This window comes from Pseudoalteromonas phenolica (assembly GCF_005876835.1).
Taxonomy (GTDB): Bacteria; Pseudomonadota; Gammaproteobacteria; order Enterobacterales; family Alteromonadaceae; genus Pseudoalteromonas; species Pseudoalteromonas phenolica_B.
In genome coordinates this window covers 113,866-136,396 of the sequence record NZ_PPSW01000022.1, presented here as the reverse complement: position 1 = coordinate 136,396, position 22,531 = coordinate 113,866, and the positions used below count along the sequence as shown (strand labels likewise).

21 protein-coding genes are annotated in these 22,531 nt (G+C 38.9%); 4 read left to right on the top strand and 17 right to left on the bottom strand.

Annotated features, from left to right (window positions below):
* Positions 1-57: 57 nt before the first annotated feature.
* The 3 genes from C1E24_RS13935 to C1E24_RS13925 are packed head-to-tail and all read left to right on the top strand — an operon-like array spanning position 58 to position 3,170.
* Positions 58-1,269: a lipoprotein-releasing ABC transporter permease subunit gene (locus C1E24_RS13935; RefSeq protein ID WP_138482427.1), complete on the top strand. Its 1,212-nt coding sequence runs from the start codon at positions 58-60 to the stop codon at positions 1,267-1,269.
* Complete coding sequence (gene lolD, locus C1E24_RS13930; RefSeq protein WP_138482425.1) at positions 1,262-1,951, top strand: lipoprotein-releasing ABC transporter ATP-binding protein LolD; 690 nt, start codon at positions 1,262-1,264, stop codon at positions 1,949-1,951. Before C1E24_RS13935 ends, lolD begins: the two co-directional genes overlap by 8 nt.
* On the top strand, positions 1,944-3,170 hold the full coding sequence (locus tag C1E24_RS13925) for a lipoprotein-releasing ABC transporter permease subunit (protein WP_138482423.1): 1,227 nt from the start codon (positions 1,944-1,946) through the stop codon (positions 3,168-3,170). The genes lolD and C1E24_RS13925 overlap by 8 nt, the downstream gene beginning before the upstream one ends.
* On the opposite strand, the gene C1E24_RS13920 is transcribed toward C1E24_RS13925, so the two are convergent.
* Genes C1E24_RS13920 through C1E24_RS13875 form a run of 10 tightly spaced genes read right to left on the bottom strand, consistent with a single transcriptional unit; the run spans position 3,167 to position 13,718 of the window.
* Entirely contained in the window at positions 3,167-4,792 is a 1,626-nt protein-coding gene (locus tag C1E24_RS13920) for an EAL domain-containing protein (RefSeq protein WP_138482421.1), read from the bottom strand. The two genes, C1E24_RS13925 and C1E24_RS13920, sit on opposite strands and share 4 nt — an antisense overlap.
* 4 nt (positions 4,793-4,796) lie before the next feature.
* The gene (locus C1E24_RS13915; protein ID WP_138482419.1) at positions 4,797-5,858 is read right to left on the bottom strand and encodes a protein-glutamate methylesterase/protein-glutamine glutaminase; all 1,062 of its coding nucleotides are present in this window, start codon (positions 5,856-5,858) and stop codon (positions 4,797-4,799) included.
* Entirely contained in the window at positions 5,855-6,655 is an 801-nt protein-coding gene (locus C1E24_RS13910; RefSeq protein WP_138482417.1) for a CheR family methyltransferase, read from the bottom strand. Before C1E24_RS13910 ends, C1E24_RS13915 begins: the two co-directional genes overlap by 4 nt.
* A gap of 3 nt (positions 6,656-6,658) precedes the next feature.
* Positions 6,659-7,195, bottom strand: coding sequence for a chemotaxis protein CheW (locus C1E24_RS13905; RefSeq protein ID WP_138482415.1), 537 nt, complete (start codon positions 7,193-7,195; stop codon positions 6,659-6,661).
* Complete coding sequence (locus tag C1E24_RS13900; RefSeq protein ID WP_138482413.1) at positions 7,188-7,760, bottom strand: chemotaxis protein CheW; 573 nt, start codon at positions 7,758-7,760, stop codon at positions 7,188-7,190. Before C1E24_RS13900 ends, C1E24_RS13905 begins: the two co-directional genes overlap by 8 nt.
* A gap of 6 nt (positions 7,761-7,766) precedes the next feature.
* Complete coding sequence (locus C1E24_RS13895; RefSeq protein ID WP_206078137.1) at positions 7,767-9,752, bottom strand: methyl-accepting chemotaxis protein; 1,986 nt, start codon at positions 9,750-9,752, stop codon at positions 7,767-7,769.
* Between the two features lie 18 nt (positions 9,753-9,770).
* Positions 9,771-11,891: a chemotaxis protein CheA gene (locus C1E24_RS13890; RefSeq protein ID WP_138482411.1), complete on the bottom strand. Its 2,121-nt coding sequence runs from the start codon at positions 11,889-11,891 to the stop codon at positions 9,771-9,773.
* A 5-nt stretch (positions 11,892-11,896) separates the two neighbouring features.
* Positions 11,897-12,178: an STAS domain-containing protein gene (locus tag C1E24_RS13885; protein ID WP_138482409.1), complete on the bottom strand. Its 282-nt coding sequence runs from the start codon at positions 12,176-12,178 to the stop codon at positions 11,897-11,899.
* A 20-nt stretch (positions 12,179-12,198) separates the two neighbouring features.
* Positions 12,199-12,567: a response regulator gene (locus tag C1E24_RS13880; protein ID WP_138482407.1), complete on the bottom strand. Its 369-nt coding sequence runs from the start codon at positions 12,565-12,567 to the stop codon at positions 12,199-12,201.
* A gap of 8 nt (positions 12,568-12,575) precedes the next feature.
* Positions 12,576-13,718, bottom strand: a complete 1,143-nt coding sequence (locus tag C1E24_RS13875; protein ID WP_138482405.1) for a methyl-accepting chemotaxis protein — start codon at positions 13,716-13,718, stop codon at positions 12,576-12,578.
* Positions 13,719-13,867: 149 nt separating this feature from the next.
* Here C1E24_RS13875 and C1E24_RS13870 point away from each other — a divergent pair, with 149 nt between their 5' ends.
* Entirely contained in the window at positions 13,868-14,299 is a 432-nt protein-coding gene (locus C1E24_RS13870) for a DUF4826 family protein (protein ID WP_138482403.1), read from the top strand.
* Here C1E24_RS13870 and C1E24_RS13865 read toward each other — a convergent pair.
* From C1E24_RS13865 to C1E24_RS13835, 7 genes are all read right to left on the bottom strand, one after another.
* On the bottom strand, positions 14,283-14,741 hold the full coding sequence (locus C1E24_RS13865; RefSeq protein ID WP_138482401.1) for a GNAT family N-acetyltransferase: 459 nt from the start codon (positions 14,739-14,741) through the stop codon (positions 14,283-14,285). The two genes, C1E24_RS13870 and C1E24_RS13865, sit on opposite strands and share 17 nt — an antisense overlap.
* An 87-nt stretch (positions 14,742-14,828) precedes the next feature.
* Complete coding sequence (locus tag C1E24_RS13860) at positions 14,829-15,980, bottom strand: cupin domain-containing protein (protein WP_138482400.1); 1,152 nt, start codon at positions 15,978-15,980, stop codon at positions 14,829-14,831.
* 62 nt (positions 15,981-16,042) lie between these two features.
* Positions 16,043-17,413, bottom strand: a complete 1,371-nt coding sequence (purB, locus tag C1E24_RS13855; protein ID WP_138482398.1) for an adenylosuccinate lyase — start codon at positions 17,411-17,413, stop codon at positions 16,043-16,045.
* A gap of 39 nt (positions 17,414-17,452) precedes the next feature.
* Complete coding sequence (hflD, locus tag C1E24_RS13850) at positions 17,453-18,055, bottom strand: high frequency lysogenization protein HflD (protein ID WP_138482396.1); 603 nt, start codon at positions 18,053-18,055, stop codon at positions 17,453-17,455.
* The gene (gene mnmA / locus C1E24_RS13845; RefSeq protein WP_058029681.1) at positions 18,055-19,155 is read right to left on the bottom strand and encodes a tRNA 2-thiouridine(34) synthase MnmA; all 1,101 of its coding nucleotides are present in this window, start codon (positions 19,153-19,155) and stop codon (positions 18,055-18,057) included. Before mnmA ends, hflD begins: the two co-directional genes overlap by 1 nt.
* Before the next feature lie 87 nt (positions 19,156-19,242).
* Positions 19,243-19,884 carry a pseudouridine synthase gene (locus C1E24_RS13840; RefSeq protein WP_138482394.1) on the bottom strand — a complete coding sequence of 214 codons (642 nt, stop codon included), beginning with the start codon at positions 19,882-19,884 and terminating at the stop codon, positions 19,243-19,245.
* A 117-nt stretch (positions 19,885-20,001) separates the two neighbouring features.
* Positions 20,002-22,224, bottom strand: coding sequence for an NADP-dependent isocitrate dehydrogenase (locus tag C1E24_RS13835; protein WP_138482392.1), 2,223 nt, complete (start codon positions 22,222-22,224; stop codon positions 20,002-20,004).
* Between the last annotated feature and the right edge of the window lie 307 nt (positions 22,225-22,531).

The window sequence follows — 22,531 nt, the reverse complement described above, 5'->3', positions numbered from 1 at the left end:
ATGTGACTTTGTGGTAGTATGCGGGCATGTAGAAAATGAAAGTTTAATTTATTATATATGTTTCAACCAGTTAGCCTTTTTGTTGGGCTTCGGTATGCCAAAGCGAGCAAAGGAAATGCGTTTATTTCATTCATTTCTTTTTTTTCTATCGCAGGTATCGCATTAGGACTTATGTCCTTGATCACAGTGAGCTCTGTGATGAACGGCTTTGAGCAAACACTTAAAAATGCCATGCTGGATATGATCCCCCATGTGCAGCTAAAGCCTGAAGATGAAATAAAAGCCTCTAATAGTTTAAAGACACAATTAGCCGAGTTAAGTACGGTTAAGCGAGTGCAATCTTATCTGACCTCAGATGTCATTCTACAGACCAATGAAGAACTTTTAGGTGTTAGATTACAGGGGATTTTTGAAGGCGGGACCTCACAGTTAGAGAGTCATATTGAGTCTGGCAGTGTGGAGCAGTTTCAATCGGGTAAGTATCAATTAGCCATTAGCCGTTACTTGGCAAATAGTTTGAAAGTACAGGTTGGTAATCAAATTAGAGTGATTATGCCTGAGGTCACAACTTATTCGCCTATGGGAAGGGTGCCTGCACAAAGATTATTTACTGTGGCCCTTATTTATAATTCAAGAAGTGAAGCTGATACACAACTTGCCTTCGCAAATGGTAAAAGCCTAGCAAGGTTAATGCGAAAAAAGTCACAATCTCAATTAGATATTAGTATTTCGTTACATGATGCCTTTTCTCTTGAAGACTTTTATAAAGATCTTTCTACCCTAGATACCTCTGGGTACACAAGCATTGACTGGCAAGTCCAACAAGGTGCTTTGTTTGCAGCCGTTGCAATGGAAAAAAGAGTGATGTCTTTGTTGCTAGGGCTAATTGTATTAGTCGCGATTTTCAATATTATTTCGGGTCTTTCAATGATGGTCAAAGAAAAGCAGGGTGAAGTAGCCATATTGCAAACCTTGGGCTTTACACCCGCGATGATATCGAAAGTGTTTATGGTTCAAGGACTTTATAATGGTGTTATCGGTACTTTATTGGGGTTATTTGCTGGATTATTACTGGCAAATTATATCAATGAAGTGATGTCACTGGTCGGCTTGTCTTTATTGGGGGGGATGGCCTTACCCGTTAAGTTTGAAATTACAGGTCTAATTATCATGGGCACTTTGAGTGTTTTATTAAGTTTTATAGCTACCCTTTATCCAGCCAAACAAGCTGCGAAAGTAATGCCTGCTGAGGTTTTAAGATATGAGTAATTTAGTAATTGATTGTCAAAACTTAGGCAAAGTTTACCAAGATGGAAAGAACAAAGTCGAAGTGTTGAAAGGTGCAAACTTACAGCTAAAGCAAGGACAAATGCTTGCAATAGTTGGCAGTTCTGGATCGGGTAAAAGTACCTTATTACATATACTTGGCACCCTAGATCATGCAACAACTGGCTATGCCAAAATTAAAAGTACAAATGTTGCGGAGTTATCAAGAAATCAGCAAGCTGAATTTAGAAATAAACATATGGGGTTTATCTACCAATTCCACCACTTATTGATGGAATTTACTGCGCTCGAAAATGTTGCCATGCCACTACTCATTCAAGGAGTCAAAGCAAATCGTGCGCATTCTGAAGCACTCAGTATGCTAGAGAAGGTGGGATTAGATCATAGGGCTGAACATAAACCTTCGGAGTTATCTGGCGGTGAGCGTCAACGCGTGGCAATCGCTCGTGCACTGGTGACAAAACCCGCATTGGTTTTGGCTGATGAGCCCACTGGTAATCTAGATAAGCAAAATGCCATAAAAATTTATGATTTATTAAATGAACTCAATCAACAACTTCAGACAAGTTTTGTCATTGTTACTCATGACTTAGAGCTCGCAGAGAAACTTGGTCGAAGTGTGCAATTAGATGATGGTGTATTGACTGAGGTTAGTCATGCTTAGTTTATTTTTATCTAAGCGCTTTAGTCAATCTCGACAAAAGGGTTTCGCTTCAATCCTAAATAAAGCGTCTACTATAGGCGTTTTACTTGGGGTTAGTGTTTTAATTGTGGCCTTGTCGGTTATTAATGGTTTCGAAGAACAACTTGAAAAGCGGCTTTTATCTGTTGTGTCTCATGTCACCTATGATGCACCTTATGATCCAATCAATGATTGGCAATCAAAGATACATATTCTAGAGCAACAACAGGGTGTTGTTGCAGCTGTACCTGAAATAAATGTGACTGGTATGGTGCAATTTAAGGGGAAGTTAAAAGCCGCTCAAATAAAGGGTATTGATGTTCATTCACATGAAGATGTATCAAGCGTCGGTGAGTTTATTAAAGATGTTAGTATAAAGAACTTGGCACTAAATGAAGTAATTCTAGGTGCTCAGATAGCAGAGAGTCTTAACCTTTCTATTGGTGATAATTTTACTTTATTAATAGCTAATAAAAATGCGAAATCAATGTTGTCAGCACCTAAACGCTTAAAAGTGACGTTAGTCGGTTTGGTTAAAATGGGCGGTCCAATAGATCAATCTATGGCACTGATAAGCTTAGAGTCCTTACAAACGGTATTAAGTCTTAAGGCAGATCAAGTCACGAGTTTGAGAGTCAAAGTGACGGATGTATTTGAAGCTCATAATATTGCTATGTCTGCAGGCAGAAGCTTACCCGATCTAGTGTATGTGAATAGTTGGTTTAGAACACAAGGCAGCCTGTATCAAGATATTCAAATGGTTCGTACAATTGTATTTCTAGTGGTTATTTTGATAATTGCTGTAGCGAGTTTTAATATCGTTTCGTCTATGGTGATGGAAGTTAAAGATAAGCAGTCGGATATCGCAATACTCAAAACAATGGGCGCTAAGGATAGTACAATCTTTTCTACTTTTGCCTTCAAAGGTGTTGGTAATGCGTTACTAGGTTCATTAGTTGGCAGTGCGCTAGGTGTTTTAGTATCTCTTTATTTGCCTGAATTATTTGTCTGGTTTTATGGTGAGGGCACACAAAATCCACTTTCAGGAGTCTATTTTGTTGAGTTTCTTCCATCAAAATTGATCTGGACCGACATTGCTATCACTTTAGGCGTAACGTTAATACTCGCACTTTTAGCCAGTATTTATCCTGCTTGGCAAGCTACAAAAACTGATCCAGCGAAGGTGTTAGGCAATGGTTAAGAATCAAAGTGAAGATAGCTAGATTTATCTTCTAGCACATATTCCACAAATTCAGTAATAGCTAAGGGTTTACTATAGTAATACCCCTGTATGTAGTTAACCCCCTTAGCTTTTGCATAAATCATTTGTTCCATTTCTTCCACGCCTTCCGCAACAATTGGCTTGTCTAAATTCTTGGCTAAAGAAACAATGGAATTGAAAATTGACTGGAGTTTAGTGTCTTTAATCACGTTAGTAACGAAAGCTCTATCTATTTTTAATTCATCAAAATTCAGTTTGCATAAATAACTTAAACTTGAAAACCCAGTACCAAAATCGTCAATTGCAATGGTGAAGCCTTTTTTCTGAAGTGATACAAGCACGTTATTTACATAGCTGAAATTGTCAATTAAAGCTGATTCAGTCAACTCAAGCTTAATCTTTTTAGGATTAAGGCGCTGTTCAGTTAATTTTTCAAGTAGCTTTTTTTCAAAGTTTACGTCGAGAATCTCTGTAACTGAGATATTTATAGCAAATGTATAAAAATTCGCGTCAATTTCTTCTTCATCAAGTAAATCTAACAATTTTCTGATTTGCTCAATGCTGAATAAAGTTAGCTTATTAATTTCACCAGAGCTTTCAACAATTGGAATAAATTCATCAGGAGGAACTAATTTACCATCCACTTTCCAGCGCATTAGGCATTCAGCTCCAATTAAACATTCAGAGCGTGTGTCATGGATAGCTTGAAAGGCAACAAAAAAAGAATCTGCTAGATTCTTGTTTAAAGTAACCTGAAGCTCTGTTTCAATCTTATTTTGATGTTCAATCTGTTTGGCTAATGTATCTTGGAATTCAACTAGTCGTAGTTTCTCAGACAAAACATCAAAAGTGGCCATTTCAGCTTTGTTTAAGCTGAGTTCATGGTCATCATTATTTTTTTCCTTGTAATAACCAAGCGCAATGTTGCTATAGAAGCTGCTACCATTAAAAGTAAAAGGGGCATTAAGCGTGTTATACAGTTTTTCGATATTGAGATTTTTAGTACTCGGAATATACACTGAAAAGCAATCGGTAGAATATTTCGAAAAAATAGCCGATTCATACTCGATTTGAAAGCGAGATAAAACCTCCATAAATACCAAGTTAGCTACACCAATATTCCAAAGCTCTGAAATTCTTTGGTAGTTACAAATTCGCACACAACACACCAGACCGACAGTATCCAGTTCTTTTATTTTAGTAACAAAAGCCTCTCTGTATAGTAAACCGGTATGAGGGTCTTGAATGGCCAATTGCTTGTTGAGCCGCCTTATTGCAACAAGTTCTTCTGCTTTAGAAAAAAGCACAAATTTAGCGTCAGAAGTGCGTACAAAATCTAATTGCAGCCAGTCAACTGTACTGTTGTTTATGCTTAATCCAATCTCAGTTTTATCTGTGCATTCAGATAAGAATACATGTTCAGGATTAAGTGTTTCATAACTTTCATTGATTAGGCTGAGATGTTTAACTTTCAGAATATTATCAGATACATTTAATCCAAACCGCTGCCATGCTTCAGGTGACACTGACAATACATTCCCCTTATTATCTATAGAGAAATAACAAATAGAGAAAAGTTCTGTGATGTTATCTTCTAACATAAGGCTAACTCAATACTTTTTGCAGTTGATACGGAATGTTATGTAGGGAATACACTTTATCAACGCCGCCTCTTGCAATGGCTTCTTTAGGCATACCAAATACGACGCAGCTTGACTCGCTTTCAGCAAAATTTATTGCACCTTGTTTCTTCATTTCAAGCATCCCGTTTGCTCCATCATCACCCATACCGGTTAAGATTATACCTATGGCATTTTTACCTGCAGACTGAGCTACAGAACGAAATAGCACATCTACTGATGGCTTATGGCGACTTACTAATGGACCATCTTTAACTTCTAAATAATAGTCGGTACCTTGCCTATTTACCAATAAATGCTTACCACCAGGCGCAATGAACACTTTTCCCAAAGTCAGTTTATCACCTGTTTGCGCCTCTTTTACATCATGAACAGACACTTGATTTAAGCGAGTTGCAAAAGCATGTGTAAATTTCTCGGGCATATGCTGCACTATTACAATAGGCGGGTAATTTTGGGGGATTAAACCTAGTAGTGTTTGAATTGCATCTGTACCACCCGTAGATGCGCCAATTGCAATGATTTTTTGAGTCTTGATAGAGCTTGTACTGGGTGCGACAGGTAATATTTTATCTGCAGTATAATTCTCTCTAATACAAGTGCTACTGGTATAAGACATGGATTTAACTTTGGCTTTACCAGCTGCTTTGATTGATTCTACTATTTCGGTGATACCTGAAGAGTGAAGGAAGTCATTTAATCCTGCAGTAGGCTTAGCTATTACATCAACCGCACCTGATGAAAGTGCCTCCATGGCTGTTGATGTATTTTTTTGGGCAAGCGTCGAGCAAATAATGATGGGAGTAGGGCGCTCTTGCATGATTTTTTTCAAAAAAGTGATGCCATCCATTTTTGGCATTTCAATATCAAGTAAAATGACATCAGGCCAATTTAGCTTCATTTTTCTTTCGGCTAATACAGGGTCGCTCGCAACACCAGATAGTTTTAAATGCCTATCATGATTTATTATCTCGCTCATTACCTGGCGCATTACTGCCGAGTCATCAATAACAAATACGCTGATCATGTGGCAACCTTTTTATAAATGCATGGTTGTAATAGTTTTAAGTCATTGCGTTTTTTCTTAAGGGTTTCTGAATGGCCTAAAAACAATAACCCAGAATAATTAAGTCTTTTTACTATGTTGTCTAAAATCTTTTGTTGCTTATTTTCGTCGAAATAGATTAATACATTACGAAGAAAAATGATGTCAAATGAGTAGTCTACGGTTTTAAGTTCAAGTAAGTTATCAATGGTAAAAGTACAATTATGTTTTATTTTGTTGATTAGCGTAAATGCGCCTTCATTATCTCCATGACCTTTTAAACAGTAGCTTTTTCTATATTTACTTGGGATTTTTTGTGCAGTAGAAATGGCATAGCACGCATCTTGAGCCATGTTTACAGCAGTTCTTGATATATCAGTACCATAAATATGCCAAGGTTGATTATAGAATAGGTCATCTATAAGCATGGCTAGGCTGTATGCCTCTTCACCAGTTGATGAGGCTGCACTCCAGACTTTAATAGGAAACCGTTTGGGCTTATTATTTTTTAAATAATCGTACAAAAATTCAAATTGCGCAATTTCTCTAAAAAAATAGGTTTCATGGGTGGTCATCTTATCGATGAAGATACTTAGCTCATTTCTTCCTTCATCACTGATTATATACTGGTAGTAACGACCAAATGATTTGAGTTTAGTTGCTCTTAAACGCCTGCTCATTCTACTGGCCATAATATCTTTTTTACTTGATGCTAGCCGTATACCGGTATGTTGCTCTAATACGCGATTTAGTTGATTAAACTCTTGCGTATTAATCATATCTTAACGCTCACAATGTCTAAGGAAAAAGCCATCTTGCGCTATTTTTAGCTGTTGATTTATTTCGTTAATATCTATCACTTTTGCCATATCTAAGAGGCTAGTCAGTCGATTATTCAATTTCGCCATTTTCCATACAAATTGACGAGGTATATTTGACCCAAAAGATGGTGACTCTTCTAAATGTTGAGAAGTGATTGATTCAATAGATACCACACTGTTTACTAGCATGCCGAGTGTCATGGTTTCGTCAATGATATCATCATAAAAGTCGTACAAAACGATACAACTGTACCTATCATAAGGTGTGACCGATTTTAAATTTAATCTCGCTTGCACATCTAAAACTGGGATCACACTGCCACGTACATTGATGACACCGCTGATAACATTAGAGCACATAGGTATCATGGTGCTTTCGGTATGTTCAATGACCTCTTTTACTGATTCAATGGGTATACCGAAAGTGTCATAACCAATACAAACAAATAAATACCTTCCTTGCTCAGAGTTTGAAATCGCTTTGCTTTGTTCATTCATAGTGTGGCTCCGAGCTTTCTTGATGTTCGAGCTCTAAATCAAGCTGGTTGCTACTTTGCGTAATATCCTGAATAAGCTCAAATTCGTTGATGGTCAGCAATTTGGAGATATCTAAAATAGTTAAAAGGTTAGTATCAAGTTTCGCTAAGCCCATCACAAAACGACTTTGAAACTGACCTCCTATACTAGGTACTGTATCAATTTCATCCATAGAAATATCAAGTACCTTAGTCACCATATCAACTTTAAATCCAATGACAATTGGAATATTTTTAAATTCGCATTCGACAATAATAATACAGGTTCTATTAGTGCAAGGTTGCTTATCTTTTGCGAGTCTTATCGATAAATCAAAAACAGGAATTACCTCTCCGCGCAAATTTATCGCACCGATTATAAAATCTGGAGCCATTGGAATAGGGTCAACCGTGATAAACTCCATTATTTCTTTTACAAGAGATATGGGCACAGCGTAAGGCATATTGTTTAGCTCAAAAGCCAAATATTTGTCTTTCTCTGCAACTAAAAACTCATGCTCACTATTATCCACTAAATTATTTTCCATACTCATTTACTCATCAAAAGGACTAAAACCACTTTCAGAAGATGGAGAGGCATTGTTGCCTTGCGACTGAACCTGTTGTCTAATTTTTACTTGAGTTCTATCATTACTCAGTTTGAAGTAATTTACTGTTGAGCGAATGTCACTTGTTTGGTCTTGTACCATTTTCGCAGTAGAGGCGAGCTCTTCAGAAGCTGACGCATTTTGTTGCGCTATTTCATCTAACTGAGAAACCGTTCTATTGATTTCGCCTACGCTAGTACTTTGCTCGGTAGAAGCTGCAGTAATTTCTTGGACTAAATCAGCTGTTTTACCAATATTTGGCACCATTCTATCTAGCATACCACCTGCATGCTGGGCAATTTTGACACTATTATCGGCAAGTGTACTGATATCTTGGGCTGCAATTTGTGAACGTTCTGCTAGCTTTCGGACCTCATCAGCTACGACCGCAAAGCCCTTACCATGTTCGCCAGCTCTTGCAGCCTCAATTGCTGCATTTAAGGCAAGAAGATTTGTTTTATATGCGATGTCTTCTATGATACCTATTTTTTCTGCAATCTGCGTCATGGCGACAACAGTATCTTTAACTGCTTGTCCTCCATCATTGGCTTCACTGCTAGACTGTTTGGCGATGTCATTCGTTACTTTTGAATTTTCGGTATTCATCGATATCGAAGAACTCATTTGTTCTAATGACGCGGATGTTTCTTCGACGCTGGCAGCGAGTTGGTTAGAAGTTGAACTGAGCATTCTAGAAGTGGTACTGACTTCATTCGTACTATGCGCAATCGATTCGACGGATTCTTGAATATCAAGGAGTATATTTTGCAGACGTTCGATAAAGCCATTAAAGCTCTTGGCAGTTTCGCCAATTTCATCATTGCCGAAATCAGGAATTCGTCTAGTTAGGTCGCCTTCACCTGAGCGCAGATCTTCCGCGGCTTCGGCGAGGGCATTAATAGGCAGTACAATCCCTTTTATCAGGAATGCGGCTGTGGCTACAGCTAGTATGATAGCAAGAACAAGTAATGACCAGACTAATGTAATACTTTCACGGGCTGCGTGAATAAGTTCATCTAAAGATTGATTCCCTTCATCTATGGCTTCATTAGATATCGTCTCTAGTAAATCTTCAATTTTGTTAAACACTTCATGTTCTAATCTGTCAATATCTTGTGTTGCCTGAATCTTCTTTTTAGGGTCATAAGTAGAGAATATTTCTTTACCACCGTTATAAAGTGCTAGATACATCCTTTCAACTTCAGCCAAATTTTTGATTTCTTGTGGTTTTCTCTCAAGGGGCTTTATATCCGCAAGGAAGCCAGAAAAGGTTCTAGCGTCTTTTTCGAATGCATTCACGGCGCCAATACCACCACGCATATAGGCATTTAATGAGCTCATCATGTCACCTTGTTCATCAATGAGCTCTAAGTAATAACGAACACCAGGTAGGTCATCATTTACAACCTCATTGAAATCACCAGAACTTCCAGCATCTGCAACTTCTTCTTCTTTTAAGGTATCTAACAAAAGTTCCATTGGTTCAGCAAATTCTTTGTTGAGAAAGTCGTATTTCTCAGTCGCTTTTTGTTCTAATTCAGGATCAAACCTTTGAAATATCAGTTCTTGGTTTTCATTCGCATATCGAGTTATTAGATCTTCAAGCTGTCGAATATATGTATTACTTACTGTATCTAGCTGTCTGAGATCTTCAAGGTAGCTTAAAAATTCGCTGTAATTAGACCTAAAGTCTTCGCTTTCATCTTTTTCACCGGCAATATACTCAAGCACGTTACTATTCATATCCCCGAGCTCGTCTAGCATATTAAGCGAATAAATGGCTTCTGGAATATTTTCCTTACCAACATTTACAGCGAAAGCTTCGATGCTGCCATTTTTTATCTGCACGGAAGCTGCAATCACAAGTAAGAGTAGTCCCATGGTAAACATGGCTAATATGATTTTGTTTCGAATGGTTAGGTTCTTGAACATGGTTAACTCCAGTAATAACTACTGCTTAATTTCTAGCGACTCATAAACAGATATAGCTGATTTTATGAGTGCAGAGACATCCAATATGATTGCAACATTGCCACTACCTAAAATAGTGGCCCCACTGATACATTTGAGTCCTTCAAACAACCTTCCTAATGGTTTTACTACTGTCTGAAACTCACCTTTGAGCGAGTCAACAACGAGACCAGCACGTAAAGTACCAAATTGCACTATGACTAATGACTCACGTGAATGGTCTATTTTTTCTGAGATACCGAATAAGGACCTTAACCGAATAAAGGGGAGCACTTCAGTTCTTAAATTGATGTAATTTTTATCTTGAATATCTTCTTCAGGTACAACCTCATGCAACTCCAGACACTCAACAACCGTATCTAAAGGGATAACATAATTCGCATCGTGTACTGAGAACATGAAGCCATCAATAATAGATAGGGTTAGAGGAAGACGTATACTGATTGATGAACCAAGCCCTTGTTTACTTTCAACTTCAACACTACCACGAAGACTTTCTATATTTCGTTTAACGACATCCATGCCAACACCTCGACCAGAAATGTTGGTAACTGCTTCAGCTGTTGAAAATCCAGGTTCAAATATCAATAAGTTTATTTCTTTATCAGCCAGTGTTTGCTCAGGAGTGATAATGCCTCTCTCGATAGCTCTATCGAGGATCCTCTCTTTGTTTAGACCTTGTCCATCATCTTTTATTTCTATAACAATCGAACCAGAATCATGGTAGGCACGTAGAGTAAGTGTGCCAGTGGCATCCTTTCCATTTTGTTTTCGTACATCGGGTGATTCTATTCCATGGTCAATCGCGTTTCGTACGATATGCATGAGCGGATCGCTGACTTTTTCGACAAATGTCTTATCTAACTCAGTTTCAGCACCTTCAATGCTCAATTCGACCTCTTTACCTAGCTCTTGCGCTATGTCTCGAACAACTCGTTTAAATTTATTGAAGGTTTCTCCAATCTGCACCATCCTGAGCTTTAATGAGCTATCGCGTATATTCTCAACAAGACGCTCTAGAAGTGACATAGCTTCAATGAGTGTTTCATTGCCTGTTTCATGTGCTAATAAGTTTGTTCTTGCACCTGTGATCACCATTTCACCAACTTGGTCAATTAATCTATCAAGCTTTAATGCTTCAACTCTTAATGTTTTACTTTGGTGAATTTTTTGTTGGTTAGATTTGGGTTGACTGTTAGTGTCACTAGGCGAGCTATCATCGCTAGTTTCTAATTCGCTTCTACCAGACTTTATAGAATCGATATAATTAGTTGGCAGGCTTTGGCTATTTTCAAGCATTGAAACGGCTGAAGCTGAGTCAGGAAACTGTCCTAATGCATTAAAGATGTCTTGGTAACTACTATTTGGAGGAATGATTGAAATATTAGCTTCGGTTTGTATAAACTCAAAAATTTCAGCTATTTCTTCGCTTGATTTGTCAGAATCGAATACAGCATGAAATGAGAAATAGTTACTTTCCGGATCAAATGTGTGTGTTTGTTCCAATGAAGTAACAAAAGTGTCAATGTGCAGATTTTCAACTTCATTCGATAAGAAATAAAGAAAAGCGAATGGGTCTAAACCATTTCTAAGTACATTTTCGTTAGGGACAAAAAACAGATGCCACTTACTATTTGACTCAACTGTTCCTATATCAGCAGGCTGATCTTTAAGTATCCTGTCTTCTTCATTTTCATTATTAATGTAATTTGAGAGTGAAGCAATGAGTTCATTAACCTGTATTTTTGTACTGTCGTCCGGCTCAATCTCTTCAACTGCTAATTCAACTAAAGTCTCAACCAGATCTCTGCTAGATAAATATGCTGATATTAAATCTTTATCTAGCAAAATTTGATTTAGGCGTAATGCGTCAAGTGTTGTTTCTACGATATGAGTAAGGCTAACAACATGATCAAACCCAAATATACCAGCACTGCCTTTAATAGTATGGATAGCCCTAAATACGGCGTTGATCACTTCACCGCGGTGATATTCATCAAGCTCTGATTCAAGCTCAATTAGACCATCTTCCATTTCTTGGAGTAACTCTTTTGATTCACTCAAAAAAGTTGAAATTGCAGAGGACAAATCTAATGTCATGGCTTTTACTCCTCATGCACTTGAACAGGAAGGCTTAAACCTAGAATGCAAAACTTCTTTTTTACAACCTCACTGATGCTAAAAGTGGCAAGCGGTTTGTTCTCTTTATTCAGTTGATGAAGTGCTTTATAAATAAGTTGAATACCAGCAGAATCGAGCTCTTCAATTTGGCTTAAATCAAGAGCGACTTCGTCGTTACTTTCGAAGTAGACTTTTAACTCATTATGGATGTGTGCAACTTCGTAAATCGTTAACTCTTCAGGAAAATTAAACTTCAAGGTAGTCATAATAATTACCAATAACGAAGTTAAATGCTGAGCAGTTTAGAAACCGCTTGCAACATTTGTGCTGGTTTAAAGGGTTTAACCATCCAGGCTTTTGCACCGGCTTTTTTGCCTTCTTCCATCATGCTTTGCTGGTTCTCTGTCGTTAGCATAATGACAGGCGTAAATTTATACTGAGGCAATTGCTTAGCTTGTTTTACAAACTCTATGCCGTTCATGTTGGGCATGTTCACATCACTGACGATTAAGTGAACTTTAGTACCGTTTAATTTTGATAAAGCATCTCTCCCATCGCAGGCTTCAATCACATTATAACCAGCACCAGAGAGGGCTATATTCACGACTTGTCTGAGAGAGTCAGAATCGTCAACAATTAGTATAGTTTTACTCATGTCCTACCTCATAAGAAAGTAATATCGTCGACTATGTTGTCGTCGCTTTTGGATAATATGGATCTTTGTTCGTTAGTTGCTGCGGTTTTTTCTAGTACTTGACTGATTTTATTGTGGTCAAATGTTGCTTTGTTACAGCTTCTTCTATTGGCAATGAATCTTGCTAACTCTTCACTTGTGACCGACAGAGCACTGTCAACGCTTGATTGAATTTGGTCGACTCTGTCTTGAAATTGCAAATCAACCATAATTTCAGAAACTTTATTTCTAATTTCTAAACTGTCGTTATGAAGCGCTAGTGATTTATCATGCATTTTGTTTGATAAGATGAGCCATTCGTCAACAACACAATTTATTTGCTGCTCATATTTACTCGCAGAGTGTTGTTTACTCTTTAAATCTTCTTCTAGCAGTCGCATAGAATTTTGCATATCATTGGTAATTGATTCGACAAGTTCGCTGATTTTATGACCTGTTTCACCACTTGAATTTGCAAGAGAACGAACTTCATCGGCGACGACTGCAAAACCGCGGCCATTTTCTCCTGCACGTGCAGCTTCAATTGATGCATTAAGGGCTAACAAGTTTGTTTGCTCTGCGATTTTTGACACATCTGTGGACATGCTTTTTAGCTGCTCACTGCGAGTTACCAAATTTTTCACTGTATCAGTCATTTGCTGTTGAGATTCAGTGCTTTTGTTAACATCGCTGATGATGTCATTGAGTTTAGTTTTATTGTCATCACAGACATTTTGGATGTTTGCACTATCTGATTGTTCAAACTGCTCGGCTGTATGAGTAATACTTTGCACAAGTACAGCAAATTCACCAGACATATGCACGATAGAGTTTTTGGTTTGATTTCTTGCTTGATTTATCTGAGCTGATAACTGAGGAATAATTACGGTTGCAAGATTTTCTAGACAAGCAAGGTCAGCATCATCGGCTTGATTAGTATTAGCAATGGGGTCTTTTAGAGTACTGGATTTGGTTGTTGATTCAGCACTTTTATTCAGCTTAAAAAATAAAAATGTTGAGGATATAGCTAATAATATTATTAATAGTGTGATGATGGAGGAGGGCATATTAAACAAAACTAAAGCACACAAAGCTGATTGTGTACCAAGACCTATGAATACGAGCTTTTGCATATTAATTGTCCACTCATTTCTCTATTAGAAGCTTAGTGAAGAATGTTTTTTGTGCAAATAAATCAATAAATAAATTTTTGGGCGTGCATATGTTGACAAGGTGTTGTTAGGAAGTAGAGTGACTGCAAGAAAAATTATGGGAAAACGACATGTCTGAAGAAAAGAAAATACCGGTTGAACTGACTGAAGCGCAAGTTAATCAATGGCAAAGAGAATGTTTAGGTAATGCACAAAAGTTTTTGGCTGACAAAGGTGTACTGCCTGTTAGCATTTTAGAGAAGGAATGTAGGATTCTTCCACCACTGTGCGCCGTTTGGAAAATAAAGGGCAATGATGGCAACACCTATTGGGTTATCACAGGTCGTTTACCTACCGATGCAGTACAAGTTAGTGCAGCAGAAAATGCAAGAGATGTGTTACGTCACTTTTCATTTCAGTGGCAACTGAAGGCTGATGGGATTATGGCAAGTAAACCAATCGACAAAACCCAAGTAGACTTCGCAAACTTGCTTGTTAACAGAGCACATGGCTTATACGAGTTATTTGAGAACGAACAGCTATGGGCTAATGTAGCATCGTAAAAGGCTCTGCATTAAAGTCATTCACAGGGCAGTATAATTGCTGCCTTGGTATTCCTGCCTCCATGAATACCCCTCCTTTTTTAGAGAAGCCATACTCAACAAAAGCAGGTACCTCATCAAGTACCGAATTAATGAAAATATTATTCAAGCCTTTTTCTTTCGCAATAACAACTAAGTAATTTAGAATAGAATAAAAGGCGTCTTTGTTCCTATGCTGGCTAATAATAGCAACGCGACTTATCAAGCCATTAGGGCATAGCCTACCAGTTCCAACGGGTGTATCACAGTCATCGTAAATGATTGCGTGTTCAGACTTTTTATCGAGTGAATCAAACTCAACTTTCTTAGGTAAGTTTAGTTCATAAACAAACACTTTTTCTCTTAGCTCAGTTAATAGCGTTTGATGCTCAAACCAATTAACTTTAGTTACATGGTAAACCATGTGTCCTCCAGTAAGATTCAAATCAAATGTGCAAGCCTAGGCACTCAAAGTAATTAATTGTCAGGCTTGCTTGCACATACAGGATCTTTATTCTTCTTGTTGGATAAAGTAGTAACCTTCATTAATAAGCTTAGTTAACATTTCAGCAAACTCCAAACATGTGACTGAAGGAATAATTTTGCTAGCTTCAAAATAGGTTAAGTCTGTGAGTAATTTGGCCGCATCTAACATGTTGATTGGTAGTGAGAAAGTTTCACTGTTTATACTTAGAAGTATCGAGTCTTCAAATAATTGGTAAAAGGTTCTAACACCACCTGCTCTGTTAATTACTTGTGATGATAAGTAGTTAGCTAACTCATCTGATGAGATTGGTTCATCTAATGGTAGTAAATCCATATCATGTTTAGGCTGGCTTAAATAATTACCAAGCCAACGCTTGATTACTTCTTTGTCTTGAATCGCATCAAGCATGAGAGATTGTATTTTTTCAACTTCGCCAGTATTGAGTTCTCCAGATGACTCTCTGAGTGTAAGTGTTTTGTCTGAATAGCGTGTCTTACCGAGCTCATTATCAATTAAGTAATCTGCAAAATTACTTAAGAAATCCTTCGTGTCAGGCGCTCTAAAGCCAACAGAATAGTTTAATGCATTCTCAACAGCATAGCCTTCATGCGGGCAGCCTGGTGGAATATAAAGAATATCACCAGGTTCCAGAACCTGATCAATGATTGCATTGAATTGTTCAACTTGAAGGAGACTTTTGTTCTGTGCAAACTCTTTTAGGTTTGAATCAGGCATACCCACCCGCCAATGTCTTTTACCTTCACCTTGAATAATGAACACATCATACTGATCAAGATGAGGCCCAACACCACCTCCAGGCGTAGAATAGCTGATCATCAAGTCGTCAATTCGCCAGTTGGGAATAAATCGAAATGGCTCTAACAATTCAGCAGCAACAGGGTGCCAATGGTCCACTGCTTGAACAAGTAGGGTACTATTCGTTTCGGTTAATAGTGAAAAGTCTTCGAATGGGCCATGGTAAGATTCCCACTTATCGTCATGGTTTGTGATAAGACGAGATTCAATGTCTTCTTCCATGGCAAGACCCGCTAATTCTTCAGGCTCAATCGGATCTTCGAAATCAGCAAAGCCACCTTTGATTAATAACGGCTTTTTTTGCCAATACTCTTTTAGAAATTCGGCATGAGTTAATGCGTTAATTTTTAAATCAAACATATTTTTTCCATAAAAAAAGCGAAAGGAAACCCTTTCGCTTTATAAACTAAATTTGTGTGTAATTACACTAATTCGTCAATGAATGCTTCAGCACGACCGATGTAGTTAGCCGGTGTCATTAGCTTCATTTCAGCTTTTACAGTATCTGGTAATTCTAAACCATCAATGAAATCAGCCATGATTTCTTGGTTTACACGCTTACCACGAGTTAGCTCTTTAAGCTTCTCGTAAGGCTTTTCGATACCGTATTTACGCATAACTGTTTGAATTGGCTCTGCAAGCAGTTCCCAGTTTTGATCTAGCTCTTCTAGAAGACGATCAGCGTTCACTTCTAATTTGCTTACACCTTTTAATGTTGCTTGGTACGCAATCAGTGTATAGCCCATACCAACGCCAAGGTTACGAAGAACTGTTGAGTCAGTTAGGTCACGCTGCCAGCGAGATACTGGAAGTTTTTGCGCTAGGTGTGCAAAAATCGCGTTAGCTAGACCTAGGTTACCTTCTGAGTTTTCAAAGTCGATAGGGTTAACTTTGTGCGGCATAGTTGATGAACCGATCTCACCAGCAATTGTTTTTTGCTTGAAGTGATTTAGTGCAATGTAACCCCAAACGTCACGGTCGAAGTCTAGTAAGATCGTGTTGAAACGCGCGATTGCATCGAATAGCTCAGCAATGTAATCGTGTGGCTCAATCTGTGTTGTGAATGCATTCCAGGTTAAACCAAGGCTAGTTACGAATTGCTCTGCATGCGCATGCCAGTCGTAATCAGGGTACGCGCTCAAGTGCGCATTGTAATTACCTACAGCACCATTGATTTTACCAAGTAATTCTACCTTTGCGATTTGCTGACGTTGACGTTGTAAACGAACATACACGTTTGCAAACTCTTTACCCATTGTTGAAGGAGAAGCTGGCTGACCGTGTGTACGAGTCATCATAGGTACGCTTTTGTACTCAACAGCTTTTGCTTTGATTGCTGTAAGTAGCTCATCACAGTAAGGTAAAAGTACTTTGTCACGCGCTTCTGCTAACATTAAACCGTGAGACAGGTTATTGATATCTTCAGACGTACATGCAAAGTGAATGAATTCATTGATTGCATTTAATTCTGCATTATCTGCAACTTTTTCTTTTAGAAGATACTCAACCGCTTTAACGTCATGGTTCGTTGTGCGCTCGATTTCTTTAACGCGCGCAGCATCTGCTTCGCTAAAGTTGTCAACAATGCTGTCTAAAAGCGCATTTGCTTCGTCACTGAAAGCTGGTACTTCATCAATACCTTGTGCTTTAGCTAGGGCTTGTAACCAACGTACTTCAACAGTTACGCGGTACTTGATAAGGCCGAACTCACTGAAAATGCCACGCAATTCAGTAGTTTTACTACCATAGCGGCCATCCACTGGAGAGATAGCGGTTAACGCTGAAAGCTCCATAATTTCTCCTAAACTAATTGGTTTGTTTGAACGATTTCTTTAAATACTGTTTTTTGCGATTTCGATAATTTTCTTTTTGCCAAAGAAAAATTGACGTCGCTTACCACCAAGTTGACGCCAGAGCACGGCACTACGAATGCCTGCTAATAAAAGCGCTCGGATCTTATGTTGGTAACTTGGTTGTTTTAATAAATCTGGTTGACCAAATACCTGAATTTTTTGACCAAGTGGACTAAGTACTTGGCTGTAGATATCAGCAAAAGCAGCAACTATGGTGCTGTCGCAAATATCAAAGTGTAATAGTTGTCTTTCGATTTGATTCAAACGGCTTGCCAGCTCATCTAACGCTTTGGGGTTTGCTGAAAGTGCACGTTCTAATTGCATCAAACTGCCAACGTATTTAACCAGCTCAACATCTTTTTCTCCTTCTGGGGAGAGCTGTTGAATAAGCGTTTTATAACCGTCTTTAATCACCCATTTGTCGTCATAGACGTCTTCTGGGTGAGCTGGGTTCAGGTTAACGATACTTTTTAAAAAAGTACTGACTTCCGCTTCATTAAACTGGCCGTATTTTGCTGTTTTTTGAACAAGTTTGCTGATCTGACACATGGCCGCCAGCGGTAAAACATAACTTGTCGACATTATTTGATCACCGAGTCGATGATACCGCCACCTAAGCATACGTCATCAGCATAAAATACTGCTGACTGACCAGGGGTTACTGCTTTTTGAGGCTCATCAAATAAAACCCTTGCCATACCGTCTTCACCAACCAACAAAGTACATGGAATGTCAGTTTGTCTATAACGGGTTTTTACTGTGCAACGTGTTGTGCCTTTTGGTCCAACTCGGTCAACCCAGTGTAATTGATTTGCGTTAAGGCCGTTACTAAATAGGCGAGGGTGGTTTTTGCCTTGACCAACAATTAACACGTTACGCTCTACGTCTTTGTCAACGACATACCAAGGCTCGCCACTGCCTTCTTTCATACCACCGATTAATAGGCCTTTTCTCTGACCAAGTGTGTGGTACATTAAACCTTCATGTTCACCCACCTCATGACCATCAGTGTCTTCAATTTTACCTGGTTGCGCAGGTAGGAATTTTTGCAGGAAGTCTTTGAACTTGCGCTCACCAATAAAGCAGATGCCTGTACTGTCTTTTTTGTCGTGTGTAATTAACCCTTGCTCTTCAGCAATACGACGTACTTCAGGCTTTTCAACTTGACCTACAGGAAATAGTGTTTGTGCAATATGCTCATGGCTAAGTGTATAAAGGAAGTAACTTTGATCTTTGTTGTCATCGAGACCACGTTGCATCACAAACTTACCATCACGTTCTTCTCGACGAACATAGTGACCCGTTGCAATGTAATCCGCTCCAAGTGCTTGTGCAGCGAATTCTAAGAAAGCTTTGAATTTGATTTCTTTATTACACATGATGTCTGGGTTTGGCGTGCGGCCCGCTTTGTATTCCTCTAAGAAATACTCAAAAACGTTGTCCCAGTACTCAGCTGCAAAGTTTACGGTATGAAGTTCGATACCTAACTTATCGCAGACAGCTTGTGCATCTTTAAGATCTTCAGCAGCAGCACAATATTCGTCATTGTCATCTTCTTCCCAGTTCTTCATGAACAGGCCTTCTACCTGATAGCCTTGTTGTTTTAATAAGTAAGCTGAAACTGAAGAATCTACACCGCCGGACATACCAACGATGACTTTAATCTGACTATTATCGCTCATATTTTTTGCTGTTAATCTCTATGATTTTGAAAGGCGTGAGTATAGCACGATATTTTAAGAGGCTGAATCCCAAGTTAGCGTTTAACGCTAAAGCACTTTATATTCGCCATTGTGAATGCCATCAAGAGTGTATTTTCCAATACGATAGCGTATCAAGCGAAGTGTAGGGTGGCCAATATGGGCTGTCATTCTACGAACCTGGCGGTTTTTTCCTTCAGAAATGGTTATTTCAAGCCAAGTAGTCGGAATATTTTTGCGTTCTCGTATTGGAGGATTACGAAGCCAAATATTTGGCTCATTAATAATTCTGACTTTTGCAGGTTTAGTAAGGCCATCTTTTAATTCGACACCTTTATTTAGTGCATAAATTGACTCATCGCTTGGCACACCTTCAACTTGCACCCAGTAGGTTTTATCTGTGTCTTTCTTCGGGTTCGTTAGAGTGTGTTGTAATTTTCCGCAATTTGTTAAGAGTAATAACCCTTCGCTGTCTCGGTCTAACCGACCTGCAGCGTATACGCCTTTTTCTTTTACGAAGTCTGCCAAAGTTGCACGGTTTTGATCATCGGTGAACTGGCAAAGTACATCAAAAGGTTTATTGAACAGGACAATTTTAACTTGATCTGCAGGAAGCGCATCTTTGACCACGCGTTTTTTATTAAATGACTTTTTACTATGTGGTTTCTTCGGGAATGTTTTGTTATTGCGATTAGGTACGCGATTTTGCATTTTTTATAAGAGGTAAAAGCATTGATGTGTGCATAATAGCAAATTATATGCTGGCTACTAAGTAAAACACTTATAAAAAAGGGCATCAAACGATGCCCTTAATCATTCAAGTTGGCATTAAGCTAGTTTAGCTAATACTGTATTGAAAGTTTCGCTAGGACGCATAGCTGCAAAAGCAAGTTCGTCATTTGGCTGGAAATAACCGCCAACATCTTTGCTTACACCTTGCGCAGCGTTAAGCTCTTCAACAATTGTTTGCTCTTGTGCCGTTAACTCTTCAGCGAACGGCGCGAACAACGCTTTTAGCTCAGCATCATCTGATTGCGCTGCAAGTGCTTGTGCCCAGTACAGAGATAGGTAGAAGTGGCTACCACGGTTATCAAGTTCGTTTACTTTACGAGACGGTGACTTGTTTTCATCTAGGAACTTTCCAGTCGCTGCGTCTAGTGTATCAGCAAGAACTTGTGCTTTAGCATTACCATTCATTTGGCTTAAGTGCTCTAGTGATGCAGCAAGTGCTAAGAACTCACCTAAAGAATCCCAACGTAAGTGGTTTTCTTTTTCGAACTGTTGAACGTGCTTAGGTGCAGAACCACCCGCACCAGTTTCGAATAAGCCACCACCGTTCATTAGAGGAACGATTGAAAGCATTTTCGCACTTGTGCCCAGTTCAAGAATTGGGAATAAGTCGGTTAGGTAGTCACGTAAAACGTTACCTGTTACTGAAATCGTGTCTTGACCTTCTTTCATGCGAGCAAGAGAGTATTCTGTTGCTTCAACTGGTGCTTTGATAAGAAGTTCAAGGCCAGCTGTATCGTGGTCAGCAAGGTATGTATTTACCTTTTTGATAAGCTGAGCATCGTGCGCACGAGCTTCATTCAACCAGAAAACAGCAGGTGTGTTTGTAGCGCGAGCACGGTTAACAGCAAGTTTAACCCAATCTTTAATTGGCGCATCTTTAACCTGACACATACGCCAGATATCACCTTGTGCAACATCATGTTGTAGAAGTACATTACCGTCAGTGTCTACTACGCGGATTGTACCAGCAGAAGCCGCTTCAAATGTCTTATCGTGTGAGCCATACTCTTCTGCTTTTTGAGCCATTAGACCAACGTTTGGAATTGTACCCATAGTACGAGGGTCGAAAGCGCCATTTTTCTTACAGAAGTCGATAGTTGCTTGGTAAACACCAGAGTAACAACGGTCCGGAATAACAAAGCTCGTGTCTTGTTGCTTACCTTCAGCATTCCACATCTGACCGCTTGTACGGATAGCTGCAGGCATAGACGCATCGATGATCACATCACTTGGTACGTGTAGGTTTGTGATACCACGATCAGAATCAACCATAGCAATGCTTGGGCGCTCAGCGTATACAGCTTGAATGTCAGCTTCAACTTCAGCACGTTTTGCATCGTCTAATTGCGCGATTTTAGCGTAAACGTCGCCAAGACCATTGTTAACATCAACACCTAGCTCTTCAAATAATTCGCCATGCTTAGCAAATACATCTTTATAGAATACTTTTACAGCGTGGCCAAAGATGATTGGATCAGACACTTTCATCATTGTTGCTTTCATATGTAGAGAGAAAAGTACGCCTTTCTCTTTAGCAGCATTGATTTCTTGTTCTAGGAAAGCTTGTAAGTCAGCCGCGCGCATGCGAGATGCATCAATGATTTCACCAGCAAGTAGAGGTGTGCTTGCTTTAAGTACAGTAACGTCGCCATTTTCTGCAACGTGCTCGATGCGAACGTCAGTTGCATTTTCTACAGTTGTAGATAGCTCAGAACCAAAGAAATCACCATCAGCCATGCTAGCAACATACGACTGTGAGTCAGTTGCCCATGCGCCCATTGAGTGAGGGTTTTTACGCGCATATGCTTTTACAGAAGCTGGCGCACGACGGTCAGAGTTACCTTCACGTAAAACTGGGTTTACCGCAGAACCTTTGATTTTGTCGTAAGTTGCTTTAATAGCAGCTTCTTCATCTGACTTTGGTTCTTCAGGGTAGTTTGGTAGTGCGTAACCTTTCTCTTGAAGCTCTTTGATTGTTGCTTTTAATTGCGGTACTGACGCAGAGATGTTTGGAAGCTTGATGATATTAGCTTCTGGTGTTTTAGCTAATTCACCAAGTTCTGCAAGTGCATCGCCAATGCGCTGCTCTTCAGTTAAAAACTCAGGGAAGTTTGCAATTACACGACCTGCAAGTGAAATATCACGAGTTTCAACTTCAACGCCTGCAGCATTAGTGTAAGCTTGAATGATTGGAAGCAACGAGTATGTAGCTAAAGCCGGTGCTTCGTCAGTTTTTGTATATATAATTTTAGATGTCATTATCATTCCTAGATCAGGGGCACAGAGTGCCTATCAAAACGCAATGGGAATGCTATGTTGCCTAAGGCAACTTTATATAGCAAGTTTGATAGTTATAACTACTCTAAAAGTCTATATGCACCATTGACGGTGATACCTAAATAATTGGGTAAACCTAAATAGGTATAACTAACAAGCCTGAAAACAGACACTAGTTTAACAAGCAATCTATATATGGGCTAATTTAAAAATTTAAAGTTGGAAAGAGAAATTAAATGAGAAGGGGGTGAAGCGAGTTAAAACCCGCTTTATTAATGAGATAATAACA

What these genes read in the sequence shown, in the direction of transcription:
- hflD (WP_138482396.1), bottom strand. Translation starts at nt 18,055, where the DNA reads ATGTCGACAAGTTATGTTTTACCGCTGGCGGCCATGTGTCAGATCAGC.
- C1E24_RS13885 (WP_138482409.1), bottom strand. Translation starts at nt 12,178, where the DNA reads ATGACTACCTTGAAGTTTAATTTTCCTGAAGAGTTAACGATTTACGAA.
- C1E24_RS13870 (WP_138482403.1), top strand. Translation starts at nt 13,868, where the DNA reads ATGTCTGAAGAAAAGAAAATACCGGTTGAACTGACTGAAGCGCAAGTT.
- C1E24_RS13900 (WP_138482413.1), bottom strand. Translation starts at nt 7,760, where the DNA reads ATGGAAAATAATTTAGTGGATAATAGTGAGCATGAGTTTTTAGTTGCA.
- C1E24_RS13905 (WP_138482415.1), bottom strand. Translation starts at nt 7,195, where the DNA reads ATGAATGAACAAAGCAAAGCGATTTCAAACTCTGAGCAAGGAAGGTAT.
- C1E24_RS13880 (WP_138482407.1), bottom strand. Translation starts at nt 12,567, where the DNA reads ATGAGTAAAACTATACTAATTGTTGACGATTCTGACTCTCTCAGACAA.
- C1E24_RS13920 (WP_138482421.1), bottom strand. Translation starts at nt 4,792, where the DNA reads ATGTTAGAAGATAACATCACAGAACTTTTCTCTATTTGTTATTTCTCT.
- C1E24_RS13935 (WP_138482427.1), top strand. Translation starts at nt 58, where the DNA reads ATGTTTCAACCAGTTAGCCTTTTTGTTGGGCTTCGGTATGCCAAAGCG.
- lolD (WP_138482425.1), top strand. Translation starts at nt 1,262, where the DNA reads ATGAGTAATTTAGTAATTGATTGTCAAAACTTAGGCAAAGTTTACCAA.
- C1E24_RS13860 (WP_138482400.1), bottom strand. Translation starts at nt 15,980, where the DNA reads ATGTTTGATTTAAAAATTAACGCATTAACTCATGCCGAATTTCTAAAA.
- C1E24_RS13890 (WP_138482411.1), bottom strand. Translation starts at nt 11,891, where the DNA reads ATGACATTAGATTTGTCCTCTGCAATTTCAACTTTTTTGAGTGAATCA.
- C1E24_RS13925 (WP_138482423.1), top strand. Translation starts at nt 1,944, where the DNA reads ATGCTTAGTTTATTTTTATCTAAGCGCTTTAGTCAATCTCGACAAAAG.
- mnmA (WP_058029681.1), bottom strand. Translation starts at nt 19,155, where the DNA reads ATGAGCGATAATAGTCAGATTAAAGTCATCGTTGGTATGTCCGGCGGT.
- purB (WP_138482398.1), bottom strand. Translation starts at nt 17,413, where the DNA reads ATGGAGCTTTCAGCGTTAACCGCTATCTCTCCAGTGGATGGCCGCTAT.
- C1E24_RS13875 (WP_138482405.1), bottom strand. Translation starts at nt 13,718, where the DNA reads ATGCAAAAGCTCGTATTCATAGGTCTTGGTACACAATCAGCTTTGTGT.
- C1E24_RS13840 (WP_138482394.1), bottom strand. Translation starts at nt 19,884, where the DNA reads ATGCAAAATCGCGTACCTAATCGCAATAACAAAACATTCCCGAAGAAA.
- C1E24_RS13835 (WP_138482392.1), bottom strand. Translation starts at nt 22,224, where the DNA reads ATGACATCTAAAATTATATATACAAAAACTGACGAAGCACCGGCTTTA.
- C1E24_RS13915 (WP_138482419.1), bottom strand. Translation starts at nt 5,858, where the DNA reads ATGATCAGCGTATTTGTTATTGATGACTCGGCAGTAATGCGCCAGGTA.
- C1E24_RS13910 (WP_138482417.1), bottom strand. Translation starts at nt 6,655, where the DNA reads ATGATTAATACGCAAGAGTTTAATCAACTAAATCGCGTATTAGAGCAA.
- C1E24_RS13865 (WP_138482401.1), bottom strand. Translation starts at nt 14,741, where the DNA reads ATGGTTTACCATGTAACTAAAGTTAATTGGTTTGAGCATCAAACGCTA.
- C1E24_RS13895 (WP_206078137.1), bottom strand. Translation starts at nt 9,752, where the DNA reads ATGTTCAAGAACCTAACCATTCGAAACAAAATCATATTAGCCATGTTT.